The 18089-nt window shown below is 57.3% G+C and carries 16 protein-coding genes; 9 read left to right on the top strand and 7 right to left on the bottom strand.

The window, feature by feature from the left end; genetic code table 11:
- Positions 1 to 5: 5 nt before the first annotated feature.
- Both KUV41_RS17310 and KUV41_RS17305 read left to right on the top strand, forming a co-directional pair.
- Positions 6 to 809: an amino acid ABC transporter ATP-binding protein gene (locus KUV41_RS17310; protein WP_222486886.1), complete on the top strand. Its 804-nt coding sequence runs from the start codon at positions 6 to 8 to the stop codon at positions 807 to 809.
- Between the two features lie 93 nt (positions 810 to 902).
- Positions 903 to 2147, top strand: coding sequence for a cysteine desulfurase-like protein (locus KUV41_RS17305; RefSeq protein ID WP_222486885.1), 1245 nt, complete (start codon positions 903 to 905; stop codon positions 2145 to 2147).
- 94 nt (positions 2148 to 2241) lie between these two features.
- Here the strand turns inward: KUV41_RS17305 and KUV41_RS17300 are convergent, their stop codons facing one another.
- The 4 genes from KUV41_RS17300 to KUV41_RS19745 form a co-directional block, all read right to left on the bottom strand.
- On the bottom strand, positions 2242 to 2958 hold the full coding sequence (locus tag KUV41_RS17300) for a GntR family transcriptional regulator (RefSeq protein ID WP_222237872.1): 717 nt from the start codon (positions 2956 to 2958) through the stop codon (positions 2242 to 2244).
- Between the two features lie 243 nt (positions 2959 to 3201).
- Positions 3202 to 4152: a D-2-hydroxyacid dehydrogenase family protein gene (locus KUV41_RS17295; RefSeq protein WP_222486884.1), complete on the bottom strand. Its 951-nt coding sequence runs from the start codon at positions 4150 to 4152 to the stop codon at positions 3202 to 3204.
- Positions 4153 to 4333: 181 nt separating this feature from the next.
- A complete protein-coding gene (locus tag KUV41_RS17290; RefSeq protein WP_222486883.1) occupies positions 4334 to 5350 on the bottom strand; it encodes a helix-turn-helix transcriptional regulator in 1017 nt (338 codons plus the stop codon).
- Between the two features lie 61 nt (positions 5351 to 5411).
- Entirely contained in the window at positions 5412 to 6086 is a 675-nt protein-coding gene (locus KUV41_RS19745; protein ID WP_222486882.1) for a DUF2201 family putative metallopeptidase, read from the bottom strand.
- A 361-nt stretch (positions 6087 to 6447) separates the two neighbouring features.
- On the opposite strand from KUV41_RS19745, the gene KUV41_RS17280 reads away from it, so the two are divergent.
- The 3 genes from KUV41_RS17280 to KUV41_RS17270 are packed head-to-tail and all read left to right on the top strand — an operon-like array spanning position 6448 to position 9797.
- A complete protein-coding gene (locus KUV41_RS17280; RefSeq protein WP_222486881.1) occupies positions 6448 to 8145 on the top strand; it encodes a hypothetical protein in 1698 nt (565 codons plus the stop codon).
- Between the two features lie 32 nt (positions 8146 to 8177).
- On the top strand, positions 8178 to 8759 hold the full coding sequence (locus KUV41_RS17275; RefSeq protein ID WP_222486880.1) for a hypothetical protein: 582 nt from the start codon (positions 8178 to 8180) through the stop codon (positions 8757 to 8759).
- Between the two features lie 9 nt (positions 8760 to 8768).
- Positions 8769 to 9797 (top strand): hypothetical protein, encoded by a 1029-nt coding sequence (locus KUV41_RS17270; protein WP_222486879.1) that lies wholly within the window; start codon positions 8769 to 8771, stop codon positions 9795 to 9797.
- Between the two features lie 1278 nt (positions 9798 to 11075).
- Here KUV41_RS17270 and KUV41_RS19740 read toward each other — a convergent pair.
- Entirely contained in the window at positions 11076 to 11357 is a 282-nt protein-coding gene (locus KUV41_RS19740) for a hypothetical protein (protein WP_409995814.1), read from the bottom strand.
- 462 nt (positions 11358 to 11819) lie between these two features.
- Positions 11820 to 12683, bottom strand: a complete 864-nt coding sequence (locus tag KUV41_RS17260; protein ID WP_222486877.1) for a YicC/YloC family endoribonuclease — start codon at positions 12681 to 12683, stop codon at positions 11820 to 11822.
- A gap of 240 nt (positions 12684 to 12923) precedes the next feature.
- Between KUV41_RS17260 and rph the strand changes: the two genes are divergently transcribed.
- Entirely contained in the window at positions 12924 to 13661 is a 738-nt protein-coding gene (gene rph / locus KUV41_RS17255; protein ID WP_222486876.1) for a ribonuclease PH, read from the top strand.
- 118 nt (positions 13662 to 13779) lie between these two features.
- Here the strand turns inward: rph and KUV41_RS17250 are convergent, their stop codons facing one another.
- The gene (locus KUV41_RS17250; RefSeq protein WP_206941952.1) at positions 13780 to 14547 is read right to left on the bottom strand and encodes an exodeoxyribonuclease III; all 768 of its coding nucleotides are present in this window, start codon (positions 14545 to 14547) and stop codon (positions 13780 to 13782) included.
- Between the two features lie 109 nt (positions 14548 to 14656).
- Here KUV41_RS17250 and pyrE point away from each other — a divergent pair, with 109 nt between their 5' ends.
- The 3 genes from pyrE to rep all read left to right on the top strand — a co-directional run bounded on the left by pyrE (position 14657) and on the right by rep (position 18050).
- Positions 14657 to 15355 carry an orotate phosphoribosyltransferase gene (gene pyrE, locus KUV41_RS17245; RefSeq protein WP_206941950.1) on the top strand — a complete coding sequence of 233 codons (699 nt, stop codon included), beginning with the start codon at positions 14657 to 14659 and terminating at the stop codon, positions 15353 to 15355.
- A gap of 95 nt (positions 15356 to 15450) precedes the next feature.
- A complete protein-coding gene (gene trmL, locus KUV41_RS17240) occupies positions 15451 to 15987 on the top strand; it encodes a tRNA (uridine(34)/cytosine(34)/5-carboxymethylaminomethyluridine(34)-2'-O)-methyltransferase TrmL (RefSeq protein WP_222484152.1) in 537 nt (178 codons plus the stop codon).
- Positions 15984 to 18050, top strand: coding sequence for a DNA helicase Rep (gene rep / locus KUV41_RS17235; protein ID WP_222486875.1), 2067 nt, complete (start codon positions 15984 to 15986; stop codon positions 18048 to 18050). The genes trmL and rep overlap by 4 nt, the downstream gene beginning before the upstream one ends.
- Positions 18051 to 18089: the final 39 nt, after the last annotated feature.

Below are 18089 nucleotides of genomic sequence, written 5' to 3'. Positions count from 1 at the left end.
TTGTCATGATTGAACCGACCCAGCCGGTGTCGCAGGCCCCTTCCGCTGCGTTTGACCGCCAAGCCGCCGCCGCCCGCAGAACCCTCATCTCGCTCAAGGGCGTGAACAAGCACTACGGTGATTTCCATGCGTTGAAGAATATCAACCTGGAGGTGGCGGAAGGCGAGGTGGTGGCGATTCTCGGCCCTTCCGGATCAGGCAAGTCGACCCTGATTCGCTGCATCAATCATCTGGAGGCCTACAGCGCCGGCGACATCTACGTCGATGGTACCCGGGTCCAGCCCGGCCCCGAGCTGATCGAGGTGCGCAAGGGCGTGGGCATGGTGTTCCAGAGCTTCAACCTGTTTCCCAACATGACGGTGCTGGAGAACGTCACCCTGGGGCCGATCCGGGTACGTGGCATGAGCCCAGGGGCTGCCCAGGCCAGAGCCAAGGAATTGCTGGAGAAGGTTGGCATCGCCGAGCAGATGTACAAGTACCCGAGCGCCCTGTCCGGCGGCCAGCAGCAGCGGGTCGGCATTGCCCGGGCGCTGGCCAATGAGCCGCGGGTGCTGCTGTTCGATGAGCCGACGTCGGCGCTGGACCCCGAGATGGTCGGCGAGGTGCTAGACGTCATCAAGACCCTGGCTGGTACCGGTGTGACCATGCTGCTGGTGACCCACGAGATGGGCTTCGCCCGCCATGTGGCGGACCGGGTGATCTTTATGGAGGCCGGACAGATCGTCGAGGAAGGCGCTCCCGAACAGATCTTCTCTGCGCCGCAGGAAGATCGAACCCGCGCCTTTTTCCAATCGGTGCTGGCGCACTGAGGCGTGGCCTCGACCCTGTTTCTCTTAACCCAGCTTCTCTCGACCCAGCTTCTCTTAACCCAGTTTCTCTCGACCCAGCTTCAAGGATTCCCCATGGCTTTCGAATCACATTCCGCCCCCCCGCTTGATCTGGAAAGCGTCAGAGCCCAGTTTCCCTCCCTTGCCAGTGACTGGGTGTTTATGGATAACGCCGGTGGTGCTCAGGTGCCGCGTGTCGTGGTGGATCGCATCAGCGACTATCTGCTGGGCGACAATGTTCAGCTAGGGGCCAGCTACGCCCCCAGCCAGCACTCCAAGGCCAAGGTCGACGCCGGTCGCCGGGCGGTGGCGACGCTGGTCAATGCGCAGCATGTGGAAGAGCTGGTGTTCGGGCCGAGCTCCACCATTCAGTTCCGGCTGCTGGCGGACGCCATGGCGAGCCAGTTCGCCCCGGGCGATGAAATCATCGTGACCAATACCGACCATGAAAGTCACATCGGTCCCTGGCGACGTCTGCAAGCGCGAGGCGTCAAGCTGCGCTTCTGGAACTGCCATCCCGAGACCCTGGAACTGGAGCTCGACAGCCTGGCCGAACTGCTCAACGAGCGAACCAAGCTGGTCTGCGTGACCCATGTCTCCAACCTGCTCGGCACCATCAATCCGATCAAAAAGATCGCCGCCATGGCTCACGACGCCGGTGCTCGCATCTGCGTCGATGGCGTGGCCTTCGCGCCCCACCGTGCCATCGATGTCCAGGACTGGGATGTCGACTACTACGGTTTCAGTCTCTACAAGGTCTTTGGGCCGCATCACGCCGTGCTTTACGTCAAGAAAGAGTGCCTGCTGGAGCTGGACAGCATCTATCACCATTTCTTTACCAAGGACCAGATACCGGGAAAAGTGGAGCCGGGAAATCCCAACTATGAGCTGACCTACAGCGCTACAGGAATCCTCGAATATCTGACATCGCTTTCCCCTAAAGACGACGGCGTATCCTTGCGCAATAGGCTGGAAGATGCCTTCGACAGGATCGCGACACATGAGGCGAAAATCGGCAAGAAACTGATCGACTATCTCAATCAGAAAGAGCGCGTCCGTATCATCGGAAGAGCGGATGCTGACATCGATAAACGTGTCGCGACGATCAGTTTTATTGTGGAAGGAAGTCAGTCTGACGATATCGTCAGGCGCATCGATGACGCGAAGGTCGGTATTCGCTACGGAGACTTCTATGCACGTCAGCTGGCCGAGGACCTCGGACTGATGGAGATCCAGGGTGTCGTGCGGGTCTCGATGGTGCACTACAACACCGAAGACGAGGTGGACCGGTTGATCCAGGCCCTGGACGCGGTGCTGTAGTAGACGATCGCAATAGACAGAAGCGAGGCCTGGTGACAGGGGCCTATGGCCGACGAAAACGCCCACCATCGCTGACAAGGCCCATCAGGCCTGGTCAGTGATGGCGGGTGTCGGTGGCGATATCGTAGATGTTGGCCTCGGCGCGTCGCTGCTCGGACAGTTCCAGGCTGTAAAAGATATGCCGGCAGTGTTCCATCATCGACTGGGCGGCGCCCTCGGCGTCGCCGGCCTCGATCATGTCGACCAGGGACTGGTGCTCATGGGTCAGGCATAGCACCCCGCTGGGGCGTTCGTAGAGTGACTGGATAATACAGAAGCGACGGATGATGGGGCGCACGATGGCGATCAGCTCTTCATTGCCGGTCAGCTCCGCCAACAGCAGGTGAAAGTCGCCGGAGATGCGGTTGACGCTGGGCTTGCGTTCCTCGAACACCTGATGCTCCAGGGCCAGATGCTGACGCAGGGTGGCAATGCCGCTGGCATCGATGCGCTCGCAGGCGATGCGTGCCACCGCCGCTTCGATGTGCAGCCTCGTCTCGAAGATATCGTAGGCTTCCTTGACGGACGGCAGTGAGACAAAGGCGCCCCGATGCATCTCGAAGCGTACCAGCCGCTCCGCCGTCAGTCGGTTCAGCGCACGCCGAACGCGGCTTCTTGGCGTGTTGAACGCCGTGGCAAGCTTCGCCTCATTGAGTCGCTCGCCGGGACGAAGGCGCTTGTCGATCAGCGCATCAACGATGCGGTCATAGACAAGCTCTTCAGCCAGCGCTTCGGGCTTTTCATGTGGGGATGAAGGTGCGTCTGTCGACATGGCTGCGTCTCGCCATCCCTTTCTCCTTGGTGCTGGCTCCCAGATGCGGGAAAGCCTGTCCAGGCAAGGTGAAAAGTGGAATAAGAAAAAGACAAACCAGCATATGACGCTGGTCTATTTCTTTCCAGAGACTACCATGACCATGGCCGCCACGTCATACCGCTTCTACCAAAGAATGTCTCCCTGTCATCACCTGCTGTGTGACAGCCTAGAGTCTTCAATAGCGAGGCAAATAACGATTGGCTATTGGGCGGCGAGATCGTCGATTTTCTGCCCCTCAATAAAGGCGATAAGGTTGCTGAAGGCATCGCCAAAGTACAGCTCATAGCCATCTTTTTCCACGTAGCCAAGGTGGGGCGTTGCCAGCACATTTGGCAGGTGCAGAAGAGGGTCTTCGACCACCGGTTCCTGCTCGAACACATCCACCGCCGCCATGCCGGGACGTCCGGCGCGCAGCGCCGACTCCAGGGCGCCAGAGGCGATCAGCTCAGCGCGACTGGTATTGACCAGCAGCGCACTGGATTTCATCGCCGCCAGGTCATCGTCACCGACGATACCGCGAGTCGCCTCGTTCAGACGCAGGTGCAGGCTAAGCACGTCGCTGCGCTCGAACAGCTCGCGTTGGCTGGCGACGACCTCGATGCCGGCCTGGCGGGCACGCTCACGGGAGCCCTCTCGCCCCCATGCCAGCACTTTCATGTCGAAGGCTTGGCCGTAGCGAGCGACACGGGCACCGATCTTGCCGTAGCCCAGGATACCGAGGGTTCTGCCTTCCAGGGCGGTGCCCAGCGTACGCTGCCAGCGACCCGCCTTGAGGTTCGCGACTTCCTCGGGGATATGCCGCATGGCGGCCAGCACCAGTGCCCAGGTCAGTTCCGCGGCGGCGGTGGGCGAGCCGCGGCCTGCCAGCACCGTTACACCATGCTCGCGACAGGCCTCGAGATCGATATGGGCCACGCCACCACCGGTCTGGCTGATGACCCGGAGCTTCGGCAGGCGTTCGAGCAGTGCACGGGTGATCCGCGTGCGCTCGCGGATCAACACGAGTGCCTCCGCGTGGTGAAAGCGCTCAACCTGGGCATCCAGCGACGTCAAGGTGTCGTTGAACAGCGTGACCTGGTGGCCGGACAGACGATCAAAGGCCGACAGCTGGCGAACGACATCCTGGTAGTCATCGGGAATCACGATGTTCATGGCGGGCTCCGGGGTGAGGCGCAGCGTGAGCAGGGTGGGGACATATCAGGTCTCCTGTGCTGATAGATCAAGCCCGGGGAGGACTAACCTCACAGGAGTGATAGGTTTCAAATTCCTTGAATTAGAGCAAAATGACGCAAAGGTCCTCTCACATCTTAAGCAGTACGAAAATTATTTCCGCTCAGGTGTTTTGAACTAGGCGTGAGAGGATCTCTCTAGCGGTGGCCAGGATGTCATTTTTCCAAGCAAGTGGCTCCAGCACTTCAACATTCGTACCTAGTCCTTTCAACCACCACAGCGTTTGTTGGTCATTCGGTACAATGGCCTCAAGACGCTGCCACTCGCTAGCTTTCAGTGGCGTGAGGGTCTGTTGATCAGACAGGGGCGTTTCCATCAGCAGCCAAGCTAATTGAGGTGCCACATTTGCGACTAAGGTAATGTTATCACTTCCTTGCAGATAACCAAATGCGCCGTTAAAGATGTAGTCATCCAGATCAAACTCTACTGCTCCTCGCCATGGGGTACTGCTAAGTACCGCATTCTCGATGCGGTGCAGTGCGAACTGGCGAATATCTTCATAGTCTTTCACTGTAGCCAGCAGGTAGGTCACGCTGTGGCGACTCACCAAACCTTGGGGATGCAGAGTGTACTGCCTCTGTTGCTCAACACTGCGTGATAGGTAGGTTACGTCCAAGGCTCGGTTTTCCAGCAAGGCCTGAGAAACAGCCTGCCAAATCTCTGCCTTGAATGGGGCCGGTATCAAGGCCTTGCCATTGGGAATTGCCCGAACCCGCTTGGCCCACTGGCTGAGTCCGTTACCTTCCAGTCTATCAAGTAACTGCCTTGCGTCTCGAAACTGAGGAGCCAATTGGCCGATCACGACCGGTGGAAGCAGACCCTTCAGGTATTCCTCGGTTAGCACAAGAGTCAGGGCGCTGGGCACATCAAGAGCTGGCAGGTTGCAGTGAAAATCACGATCAAAGTACCAGCGATAGGGCTTGCTGCGGTCGTCACAGGCTAGCGGAAAGTGCAGGGCCAGCTTGTCGCGCAGGTCGCGCTGCAGTGAGCGAGTGTCGATCTGGAAACCGCGCTCGTTAAGTTTTTCCAGCAGCACTGGGGTACTGATTCGGCCAGGGCTACGCGGGATCAGCTGTAGCATGGTCAGGTAGCGGAAAAGCGTCTCGCGGATCTCGGACATGAGCGAACCTTGTCGTGAGGGACTGAACTGGCTTCTAGCCTGACGGCGTCGATGAGCTTCATTACTCAGACCAGCGGTTGGTCATCCAAGAAGCCATCAAAGGGCGTAAGTATGGCGTATCAAGGTAGCTATGTACCACTTCGCAGGCTTGGCGCTGCCAGTGCTGGGAAAGTGATGCCGCAGCGAGTGCAGTCGTCTCATCCTCATCATGTCCAATGCCGGTAGCCTGCCATGGCGGAGTGTCTAGGCTGGACTCCTCTTCGAGTAAGGGGTAATCGGCTAGCCAAGCATATACAGCGTGTAGTGATTTTCCGATGCAGGCGGGAAACAGCACTGTCTGAGGCGGCAAGACAAATCCCAGCATCAGCAGTAGGACGTTGACCTCATGGTCACAGGCTAAGTGCCAGCGGTGGCTGTCTTGGACTATGGGGGGACAGAAGTGCCCTGCCACACAATGCCAAATGAGATGTGCTTGCGTGAACCGGCGAGTCGCTCCATCCAGGCTTGCGCTCCAGTATGGATTCACATAGATACGCCTGCCGTCGGTAGTGGCTGAAACCACGTCTGATGCGGGCACGCTAACAATAGGAAGCTTTTCGGCCAAGAAAGCAGTAGCAGGCTGATCGTTTTTCCACACTTCGCGGTCCGCCTGCCATAGACAGTCTGGATCGCTGATAGTGCCATCTTCGCGTGTAGCGCTATGGTGCGGTTGATTTCGAAAGGTTTTCAATCCCATGGCGATGCCTCCAGTTAATGCCCTTAAGCATCAGTCTCAGGCTTAGTAGCGACATCATATGTCGCACCTTGACCATGATTGTATGCGACATGATTTGTCGCACGGGCCGGATAATCTGCGATTAATCCTTCAGAACAGGCTGGGGCAAGCCCGTCGAATGGCAGTGCAAGCTTGCTACCCGCTAGGTACTACAGAATTTTGGTAATAGAGCCTAAAGTTTCAGCAGGGCGAACCGATACTAAGTATGGATAGGTGTTTTTTGGCTGCTATGGTGCGTTTGGCACCGTCATTAGAAGGGCTTCACTAGCAAAAGGCCATAACTGCAGAGAGGAATCCAATGGCTGCTAACGAGACGGATACCATGAGAGAGAAGGATGAGCCGCAGCAGGAAGTCTACCGCGATGTCTTCCGTGCGGCTGGAGCATTAGGACTTCATGAGACGGTGCAGCGTTTCGGCAGCGCGAACGCGGAATACATAAAGGGGTACCGTGGCTTTGACCATGAAACAGGAACGCTTTTCGCTAAAGGCTTGGCCGAAATATCAAAGCACAAAGTAAGCGATGATCCTCGCTGGTCTGCACAAAATATCAAGCAACAGGCTGGATATAGCGCAGAGGTGGCCACAACGAGCCGTGACAACGCCGAGGCTATCATCAGAAAGTCGAAAGTAAGGACATCGCGTACTGATGATCTACCCGAATATGGAAAGAACCACAACGTAGTTGATCGAGTGAAACTGGTAGATGGAAAAATCGTTGATGGCTCCCAGGCTCAAATGAAATTTGTAGGAGACCGCAATCAGCTCCTCGAGGACATTGCACGGGAAGACGGAAAATTCTCACGGTACCGTGGCGCAAAGATTGAATTGCCAAGTGAGCAATTTGAAGGGAACCGAACCTACGCGTTAGAAGAAGCTAAAAAGCTGAGGGTTCGAGCTGAAAAAGCATCAACTGATCCCGGCAAGGCTGAACAAGCCCAGAAGTTGCGGCTTGAGGCTGAAAAGCTAGAAGACCGTGCGGCCTCAACTGATTTTCTGCCAGAGTCAGCTGCTGATCATTGCCGGAAGAAAGCCCAGCAGCGACGCTTTAATGCTGATAAAGCGGATGCCAGGGGTAACTCAGAAGTAGCAGATAAGCTTCGCCGTGAGGCGGATAATTATGACAAGCTGGCAGAAAAAGTCAGTGATGGTGGTCTTACTACTGAGGAGGCGATTTTTTATCGAGAATGCCCCCGTGCTGCGACCTTGATAGATATTGGTCGTACCTCCCATAGAGCAGGTGTCCAAGGTGCCAAGTACGGCGCAATCATTGGTGGCAGCATTTCAATTTTAGTTAACTGCTTTGATGCCGCTCAAGGAGAGAAAGAGGCGTCAGAAATTTGCTCTGAAGTCGCCGCTGATACCTTAAAAGCAGGTGCACTTGGCTATGGTACGGCTTTTGCGGGTTCAGCCATAAAGGGTGCTATGCAGCAGTCGGGAAATCAGTACGTACGACATCTTGCCTGCACTAGCGCTCCGACATTAGCACTAAATATTTGCCTTTCTCTAGGTGGCTCCGTAAAACGTTTCGTATCAGGTGAGATCACCGAGGCTCAGCTCCTCACAGAGGTGGGGGAAAAAGGTACTGGTATGCTCTCGAGCGGTATGATGGCGGCAGTTGGCCAGGCGGCAATTCCAATCCCGTTTGTAGGCGCTGCTATCGGTGGTCTGATTGGCTACACGCTTTCGTCCATGTTTTACCAGAGTGCCTTGGATGCTGCTCATGGTGCGCAGATTTCTCGTGAACAGATTCTTAAGGTGCGAGAGATTGAAGCCGCTGCGAGAGAAAGTATTGCCTTTGAAAAGGAACAGTTTGAGGGCTTTGTAAGCCGAGAGGCCCCTCAGCTGCGATTGGAAACTCAAAAAATATTGTCAATGCTTGGAAGTTACGAGCTGCAGAGTCTAGATACGGTTTTAGATAGCATCAATCATTATGCGGAATTGCTGGGTAAGACACTTCAGTTTAAGTCTCTTGATGAATTCGATTCGTTCATGTCGACAGATAACCCTCTTTATCTATAGCTTAAATATGCCAACTAAAGGATGGGTTTTGTATGCTGATTAAAATGCTTCCAAAAGATGATAGAGTTCATCTTCTTGAATTGGCAAGCTTGCTGTCCATTTCTGACAAACCCTTACTTTGGGATGGAAAGCCCTATGAGGAAATAACTGCGGAAAATAGTCTAGATCAGATCTCCATAAGGGTGGGGGAAGAGGAGAACGAGCTAATAGACGAGCTGAGGAGATCTGCTGATCTCAGCTGTGCGGATGAGCTCAGATTTTTTACAAACGATGACATGCTAAGCCGAATTTCAGAGCGGCTTGTCAAGTTATTGAAAAACTCTCCTTTGGTCAAGATGGCGGATCCTGGTACGCGTGTGTGGGCAGGCACAACCGTATTGTTAGAGATGCTGGCAGGGAAGAAATATGATCTTCCATCTACTCCAAAAATTATTCTTTATGAATTGTTTCTAGTTTCTTTGCGTGACGGGCATATATCGGGTATCGAATGGGCCTTACTCAAGGAGTTTCAAAGATTTTATAATTTAGAAGATTTTATCTTCGATGATCTATTGGGGCGTGCAGAAACGCTCAATAAAGAAATTACCAAGACCATTGCGATCATTCTTGAATAAGGAAAAACTATGCCTATCCCATTGATTATTGGTGCGGCTGCAGCCGCAGCTGGGATTTATGGTGCTGTGAAAGGTGTAAGCGGAGCGATAGACCAAAGTACAGCCAAGGATATTAACAACAGTGCCCGATCATCTGTTGAACGTGCTAATCAGGAACTTGATGAGTTACGTAGTGTTACGAATGAGACCCTAGAGGATTACGGTCAGCGCAAACTACGTGCTTTCAACGGAGTCATTTCAGATTTTATCGAAACTTTTCAGCAGATCAAGAACGTAGATCTCAAACAAAGTCCTGAACTTGACAAACTCAACGCTGGTGATTTTTCGAGCACGACCCTCCTAAGTTTGAGGCAAGACTATCAAGCTCTCAAGGATGCGGGCCTAGGCTTGGGTGCTGGCATTGGTGGGGGAGCTGCACTGGCATTCGGCGCATACAATGGCACCATGCTACTGGCAACTGCCAGCACAGGAACAGCGATTTCATCACTGGGTGGTGTTGCTGCAACCAACGCCACTCTCGCCTGGCTAGGTGGTGGCTCACTCGCCGCCGGTGGATATGGCGTAGCTGGCGGCATGATGGTACTGGGGGGGATCGTTGCTGGTCCTGCTCTTGCTATTTTTGGGCATGTACTAGGCAATAAAGGTGAGGAAGCCTTGAACAAGGCTAACGCCAATCGGGAACAGGCCCACACCATCTGTGAGCAAGCAAGTCTCATGGGTGAAAAACTCAAGGCTATTACAGAGGTCACCGTATTGGCAAATACTACTTTTTCAAATGTCAGTTCGCGCTTGCGTCACGCTGTCTCTGATATAAAGAAGGTGATCGATAGTGAGGGATTAGACTTTAGTGGCTATACCGAGAAAGGCAAAGCAGCGATATTCAGTGCCGTGAAATTTGCTCAACTTCTGAAGGCCATGATCGATACCCCGATCCTTGACCAAGAAGGTAACCTTGTTTTGTCTACTCAGAAACGTGTTCTTGATGTCAACGAGGTGACAAAAGGTCAAAAGGCCTCGCTTGATAGCATAGCTAATTGAATAACGAGGCTCGCGACTTACGAGGCGCGAGCCTGCCAAGTGAGATCATGTGTAGTGTGTCAATCGACTAAGCCATCCAAAGAATTTCCTTGCAACCGGTGTGGCCTTTGCTGTCAAAAGGTCCACCTCGCGGCCGAGACACGTTTTCTTGATCGCGGTGACGGAGTCTGTCGAAATTATGATCAACTTGGCAAGGTATGTAGTGTTTATGAACAACGGCCTGATATTTGCCGTGTGAATCTACAGTTCGAGCGGACCTACGCCCAGCAGTATAGCTGGGAAGAATTCATTGAGGCTAACTTGATCGTTTGCGAGTTGTTGCAGGCACAGGCTTCACAGCAAGAATCATGACGCCGCGCTCTATGTGGCTTGGCACTACTGCCGGAGTTCGCTCTCAGGTATTTCTCCACATTCTGGCTTAGGCATTCGGGCCATCAGGGGGTTCTACAATGCTCTTGGATGGGTACCCATAAGTTCTTTTCGGCTCACCTATGCTTTGCGGTGCATCCCTCATCTGCTTTAGGCTGCGCCAATGGCAGGCTCAATAAGCGCAGCTACTTTGGTCAAGGCCTCTTTCCGCTCGTCGAAGTAGTCGTAGCGGTCGTAAATGCCTTCTATGCCTTTCAACTTGTGATCAGGCAGCGCTCAGCAACATGGCCGGGCACTCCGACAGCGGCCAGCAAGCTGCGGCAGGTGCGTCGCAAGTCGTGCACGGTGAACTTGGCAATATCACCCATTTTGTTCTCTTGTTGCGGCTTCCGGCCTGGCTCCCGGCCGAACAGCTTGGCAATGGCGCGAGTCAGAGTGTCCTTACCCATGTGGGGCCGTTTGCCGCTGCGGGGCTGGGAAAGACGTAGGGAGGGCCGCAGGCGCGGATCTTGAGCTCTTCTAGCCACCCTACGGTCTGCGGGGGAATGACGATTCCGGCGCCTGTCGTGCTGTGCTCACCGTATAGCTTCCATCGCCCCCTTCTTCAGGTTGAAACTTGTCAACTTGGCTGCGGTTAGTTTGGTCTTGCGCACCCCCAGGACGAGTAGAAGCGCACAGGCGAGCTAATTGTCGCGACTGAAGCTGTCGCTGTTTTCCCTGAAGACTCGGAAGACATGGCGAATCTCCTCGAGGCTCAACGCCCGGTCGCGGCTTTTCTCGTTGCCCTTGCGTCGTTGACGTTGAAAGCTGATACCGGGTTGTAGGTGAGCAATCCCAGCTTGATTGCGTGACTAAAAAGCTGCTTCAGCAACCTTTCTGACAATGGTCCGCACGTCCATGGGGGTGACGCTATCCAGCGTGAGATGCCGGATGGAGGGAGCGATCTCTTCTCGAGGATCCGCTTCGGGATGTTAAGGGGTGAGGCGCCTCTCCAGGTCTTGGCACTAGGCGCTGAACAGCTTTTTGACGGTGCGGATGGCGACCTGCTCTGCACGCTTGCGCTCTTCGACCGGATCGACGCAGTTGCAGATAGTTCCTCTCAGCCTGCTCCCCGGCTTTGGCCAAGGAAAGGTTCGCGCACTTTTCCAGCGTCAGCTCACGGCGCTTTCCTGAACGCGTGTACCGGTGCATCCAGTAGGGGACGCCTCTTTTGGGAGTCATCAAGTACAGACCATTGCCATCACTGTAGCGGCCGGGGAGCCGTCCTTGATCAGAGCCTAGACCTTCTTGGCGATGAAGCTCCCCATAACTCCCTCCCAAGGATATGCTAAAGAAATTAAAACGTCTGTTTTAATTTGTCTCGGCTAGTTAAGGGCGTGGCTCATCAAGTGCATGTTTACGCGGCCTATGATGCCAAGCTGGTAGGAGCGGGTGTCCTTGGACAGGATAACTGGGTCCAGGGGGAAGCGTTTGAAGTGTGGAGTGCCCTAAGGAAAAGCGCGCTTCCTAGTGGGGAGTACAATGGGTTGCTCTCCATTGTACTCCCCGCTTGGCGAAGGCCTAAGCGAGACTTTCGTAAACAGCCATAGACAGCGATTTAATAGTTTTCTTTGGAAACAAATGTATGTATGCGTAGATGGCTGCCCGTGGACATCACTCAATATTCTGAATTTGCTCGCGCATCTGCTCGATCAACACCTTCAATTCCACCGCGCAGCGGGTGGTGTCGGCGACTACGGACTTGGATGACAGGGTGTTGGCTTCGCGGTTCAGTTCCTGCATCAGGAAGTCCAGGCGGCGGCCGATGGGGCCTTTCTGGCGGAGCTGGCGGCCTACCTCGGTGACGTGGGTGTCGAGCCGGTCCAGCTCTTCAGCGACGTCGGCCTTCTGTGCCATCAGCACCACTTCGGCTTCCAGTCGCTGGGGGTCCAGCTCGACCTGTAGGCTGGCGAGCTTGTCTTCCAGCTGGGTGCGCTGACGTTCGAGTATGTCGGGCATTTTTTCCCGGACTTCCGCCACCAGGTCGTGGATTGCGCTCAGCCGCTCCTCGATCAGGGTCTTGAGCTGCTCGCCTTCACGGGCGCGACCTTCCACCAGGTCATTCAGCGCCTGCTGGAACATCTGCTGGGCGGCGGACTTGACCGCCTCGATATCCAGGCCGCTGCTTTCCAGCACCCCCGGATGGCCGAGCATGGCCAGTGCATCAGGCATATGCACTTCAGGAATGACGGTACGCACTTCGCCCAGCGCGGATGACAGTGCTCCCAGGCGTTCGCGGTTGACGCTCAGGCTTGCCCCGGACTCGCTTGCCTCGAAGCGCAGCGTGCATTCGATCTTGCCCCGGGCCAGGCGCTTGCGCAGGGCGTCGCGAAAGCCGGGTTCCAGGTCTCGCAGGGCTTCCGGCAGGCGAAAGTGCGGTTCCAGGTAGCGCTGGTTCACGCTGCGCAACTCGAGCTGCAGGCTACCCCAGTCGGCTTCCAGGTCCTGGCGCGAGAAGGCGGTCATGCTGTGAACCATGGTGATCTCCTGATTGGGCGGCTGCGGCAGTGGTGGCAACGGGGACGGACACCAGGACAGGGCGCGGCTCATGCCTTTGGCTGATGGCGGTTGTCTGGTGGTTCTCGGCAGTGTACCCGATTCGTCGGCCAAGGCGTGTAGAATGGTCGGCCCTGTTTTCATTCCATGATCGGTGTCGTCGCCCCGGTCAGGTCGCGTTGTCTACCTGGCCCAGGCGTGATGTCGACCAAGAGAGGTGCCATGTCCTCCGACATTCGTCGTCCCAGCGGACGCGCTTTTGATCAGACCCGCGAGATTCGCCTGACCCGTGACTATACCCGCCATGCCGAGGGCTCGGTATTGGTGGAATTCGGCGATACCAAGGTGCTGTGCAACGCCAGCGTCGAGGCCGGTGTGCCCCGTTGGCTGCGAGGCAAGAAGCAGGGCTGGGTGACGGCCGAATACGGCATGCTGCCCCGGGCCACCCACTCACGCAGCGGACGCGAGGCGTCACGCGGCAAGCAGGGCGGTCGCACCCTGGAAATCCAGCGCCTGATCGGACGCTCTTTGCGCGCCTCGGTCAATCTCAAGAAGCTTGGCGAGTTCACCATTACCGTGGACTGCGACGTGATCCAGGCCGATGGCGGCACTCGCACCGCTTCCATCACCGGTGGCTGTGTGGCACTGATCGACGCGGTTCGCTACCTGCAGCGTGAAAAGCTGATCAAGACCGATCCCTTCGAGCAGCTGGTCAGCTCGGTGTCGGTGGGGCTCTACCGCGGTCAGCCGGTGGTGGATCTCGATTACCCGGAAGACTCCAGTGCCGATACCGACATGAACGTGGTACTGAGCGAAGCGGGTGAGCTGATCGAAGTACAGGGCACGGCCGAGTCAGGCACCTTCTCCCGCGCTCAGCTCAACGCCATGCTCGACCTGGCCGAGAAAGCCGGTCATGAGCTGTTCGAGTATCAGCGCGAGGCACTGGGCAACCGTAGCTGAGTGCCGACCATCCAGCGGTGGCGCCACCCAAACGATGACGCCGGCCCCCCATCTTCACAGGGGGCCGGCGTTTTCGTGCCAGGCCCCGGACCAGGGCCTGACGGCGACGTAGGGAGGCTTACAGCTGCAGATCGTACTCGACGATCAACGGTGCGAATTCAGAGAAGGTCGCATCGTAGTCGATCCAGGCATCGGTGATATGCCGGCGGAAGTTCGGCCCGACGATCTGGTAGTCCAGGCGCCAGCCCTCCTGGCGGGAGCGCGGCTGATCCTGATCCAGCGCCGGCCACCAGGTGTATTCATCACCATCGCGGTTGATCTCGCGGAAGGTATCGATGAAGCCGGTGGGGCCGAACACCTGGTCCATCCAGGCGCGCTCTTCGGCCTTGAAGCCTGGCGTCGTCTGGTTGTCGGACCAGTTGGCCAGATCGATGGTCTTGTGGGCGATGTGCCAGGTGCCGCAGATGATGTACTCGCGACGTTTGCGAGCCATCTTGGACAGATATTCCTGGTACTGCGCCATGAATGCCTGCTTGGCGGCGGGGTCGCTGCCATCAGGCATCAGGAAACTGGCGATCGAGAAGCGATCGTAGTCGGCCTGCAAGAAGCGGCCTTCGTGGTCGCACTGGGGAAAGCCCAGGCCGTACATGATGGCCTTGGGGATTTTGCGGCAGTAAAGGCCGACCCCTGCAAAACCGTCCTGCTCGGCGTCGAGGAAGTAGCCCTCGTAGCCCTCAGGGTAAAGAATGCTGTCGTCCAGCTCGAAGCTTTTGGCCTTGATGTTCTGGACGCAGACAACGTCGGCGTCCTGGTTGGCAAGCCAGTCGAGAAAGCCTCGACCGACGGCCTCGCGGATGCCGTTCACATTGATAGTGGCGATTTTCATACGTGGTCCCTTTTGCGTCGCGCGTGTATGATACCCGACGTTTCGACGTTTGGGTAAATGGCCGTTCGAGAAAAACGTGATAAGGCCAGGCAATTGGACAGGAGGCCTCGTGGCTGACAAGGCACCACAACAGCCAGGCGCGGCGCGCCTTCACCCCTACCAGCGGGAATTCATCGAATTCGCCATCGGCGAGGGCGTACTCAGCTTTGGCGAGTTCACCCTGAAGTCCGGGCGGGTGAGCCCGTACTTCTTCAATGCCGGCCTGTTCAAGACCGGGCGTGCTCTGGCCAGTCTCGGCCGCTTCTATGCCAAGGCCATCGAGCACAGCGGTATCGACGCCGACGTCCTGTTTGGCCCCGCTTACAAAGGCATCTCCCTGGCTGCCACCACGGCAGTGGCATTGGCCGATCATCATGACCGCGACATGCCCTTTGCGTTCAATCGCAAGGAGGCCAAGGATCATGGTGAGGGCGGTAACATCGTGGGGGCCGCGCTGTCTGGCCGCATCATGATCATCGATGATGTGATCACCGCGGGTACCGCGATTCGCGAGGTGATGGGCCTGATCGACGGCGCCGGTGCTCAGGCGGCGGGCGTGGTGGTCGCGCTGGATCGTCAGGAGCGCGCCAGCGACGACACCGACAAGAGCGCTATTCAGCAGGTCAAGGCCGAGTTTGGCATCCCGGTGGTCAGCATCGTGGGGCTCGACCAGGTATTGGCCTACCTCGAAGAAACCGGGGGCGATACCCTCCAGGTTCACGCCGACGCCATTCGCGCCTATCGCGAACGCTATGGGGTCAGCGCCTGACGCTTGTTCGCATCCCTGCGCCGAGGCCTGTGTCCACCGAGGGCCTCGGTGATCTCCCTGCCTCACATCGTCCTCCGCCATCCTGGTGATGTCTCATGCTCGACGTGGTGCTGTATCAACCCGAAATTCCGCCGAATACCGGCAATCTGATTCGGCTGTGCGCCAATACCGGATTTCGTCTGCACCTTATTGAGCCGCTAGGTTTCACCCTAGACGATAAGCGGCTCAAGCGCGCGGGCCTGGACTACCATGAATGGGCTAGGGTCAGGGTGCACGCCGACTGGGATGCCTTCGTCGGTGAGGTGGCGCCAGAGCGCATCTTTGCCGTCTCCACCCGTGGACGTCGCGGCTACCACGAGCCCGACTATCGCGCTGGTGACGCCCTGGTATTCGGCCCCGAGACCCGTGGCCTGCCACAGGCCATGCTCGATGCGCTGCCCGCGTCTCAGCGCCTGCGCATCCCGATGCTCGAGGATAGTCGTAGTCTGAACCTGTCCAATGCCTGTGCGGTGCTGGTGTTTGAAGCCTGGCGACAGCTCGACTTTGCCGGTGCGCTGCAGCTGGACCCGGTAGCCGAAGCGCCGCAGGCGGTCAATGCAGGTGCCCATGGCGGCGCCCAGGAAGACGCATGAACGCTCCCGTGAAGACCATCCGTGAACGTATCCGGGGCCTCAACCCGCGTCAGCGTGAGGCCGTCCACTACATCGATGGGCCTTGTCTGGTCTTGGCCGGCGCCGGTTCCGGTAAAACCAGCGTGATCACCACCAAGATCGCTTACCTGATCCAGGAATGCGGCATGAGCGCCCGCCGTATTGCCGCGGTGACCTTTACCAACAAGGCAGCCCGGGAAATGAAGGAGCGGGTCAGCTCGATGCTGCAGGGTCGCGAGGGCCACGGCCTTACCGTCTCCACCTTTCATACCCTTGGCCTCAATATCATCCGCGGTGAGCTCAAGGCGCTGGGCTACAAGCCGGGCTTTTCGCTGTTCGACCCGGAAGATGCCAAGGCGCTGCTGCGCGACCTGATGAACAAGGATGCCCAGGTCGACGCCGACCAGATCAATCAGGTCCAGGCGGTGATCTCCAACTGGAAGAATGACCTGGTGCTGCCGGGGCAGGCGCTGTCCCATGCCGCCACGGAAGACGAACAGTATGCGGCGCGGGTCTATGAGGCCTATGTGCGTCACCTCAAGGCGTACAACGCGGTGGACTTCGATGACCTGATCCTGCTGCCGGTGGTGCTGCTGCGTGACGATCCTGAGGCGCTGGCGCGCTGGCGGCGCAAGATTCACTACATGCTGGTAGATGAATATCAGGACACCAACGTCAGCCAGTACATGCTGGTGCGCATGCTGATGTCCGAGCGCCAGACCTTTACCGTGGTTGGCGATGACGACCAGTCCATCTACGCCTGGCGCGGCGCTAGGCCGGAAAACCTGGTCACCCTGGGGGAGGATTTTCCGCGGCTTAACGTCATCAAGCTGGAGCAGAACTATCGCTCCACCGGCATCATCCTGCGCGCCGCCAACACGCTGATCGCCAACAACCCCCACGTCTACGACAAGACCCTGTGGTCGGACATGGGCCAGGGCGATCCCATTCGTGTGGTGGTAACCCGCCATGAAGAGGCGGAGACGGAGCGCGTGGCCAGCGAGATCCTGACCCGGCGAATCAAGGAGCGCGCCGAATGGCGGGACTTCGCCGTGCTTTACCGCGGCAATTTCCAGGCGCGCCTGCTGGAGTTGAAGCTGCAGCACTACCAGATTCCGTACAAGCTGTCCGGCGGCACCTCGTTTTTCTCCCGTGGCGAGATCAAAGACGCCATGGCCTACCTGCGGCTGCTGATCAATCCAGCAGACGACAATGCGTTCCTGCGAATCGTCAACGTGCCGCGCCGCGAGATCGGCCCGACGACACTTGAGAAGCTCGCCAACTACGCCACCGAGCGGGGCGTATCGCTGTTTGCCGCCTGCCATGAGCTGGGGCTTGCCGAACAGTTGCCGGCCCGCGCGGTGGAGCGCCTGACACGCTTTACCCACTTCATCGACGGCGTACGTCGACGAATGGACGAGGGCGACGCCATCGCGGCCATTCGCGAGATGATGCGCGAGATGGACTACGAGGCCTGGCTCTATCAGAACGCCAGTGCTCCCACCATTGCCGAGCGGCGCATGGCCAACGTGTGGATCCTGATCGACCAGCTGGAAAAGTCGATGCAGTCTGACCCTGAGGAAAACACCGCCAGCACCGATACCGAGACGGACGACGTGGAGTCAGCCATTTCGCGCCTGGTGCTGCGTGACATCCTCGAACAGCAGGCCGAAGAGGATGACTCGGACAGGGTGCAGCTATTGACCATGCACGCGTCAAAAGGCCTCGAGTTTCCCCACGTCTACCTGATGGGGTTGGAGGAGGAGCTGCTGCCCCACCGAAACTCCATCGAAGCCGGCACGGTGGAAGAAGAGCGCCGCCTCGCGTATGTGGGCATCACCCGCGCCCGACGTACCCTGACCATGACCCTGGCCCGCCAGCGCAAGGCCTACGGTGAGCTGATGGACTGTGTGCCCAGTCGCTTCCTGGATGAACTGCCGCCGGATGACCTGGAGTGGGAAGGGCGCGCCGATCGGGAGGACCCGGATCGCAAGCAGGAGCGCGGCAAGAGCGCAATTGCGGGGCTTCGCTCGCTACTGGATTAACGTTATCCACACCCCTTTTTCGTGGTAGGTGGTGTGGAT

This window comes from Halomonas sp. DP8Y7-1 (assembly GCF_019801685.1).
In the GTDB taxonomy this organism is placed as follows: domain Bacteria; phylum Pseudomonadota; class Gammaproteobacteria; order Pseudomonadales; family Halomonadaceae; genus Halomonas; species Halomonas litopenaei_A.
Note: the sequence above shows the minus strand (reverse complement) of the source record. Positions and strands in the feature narration are given on the sequence as shown.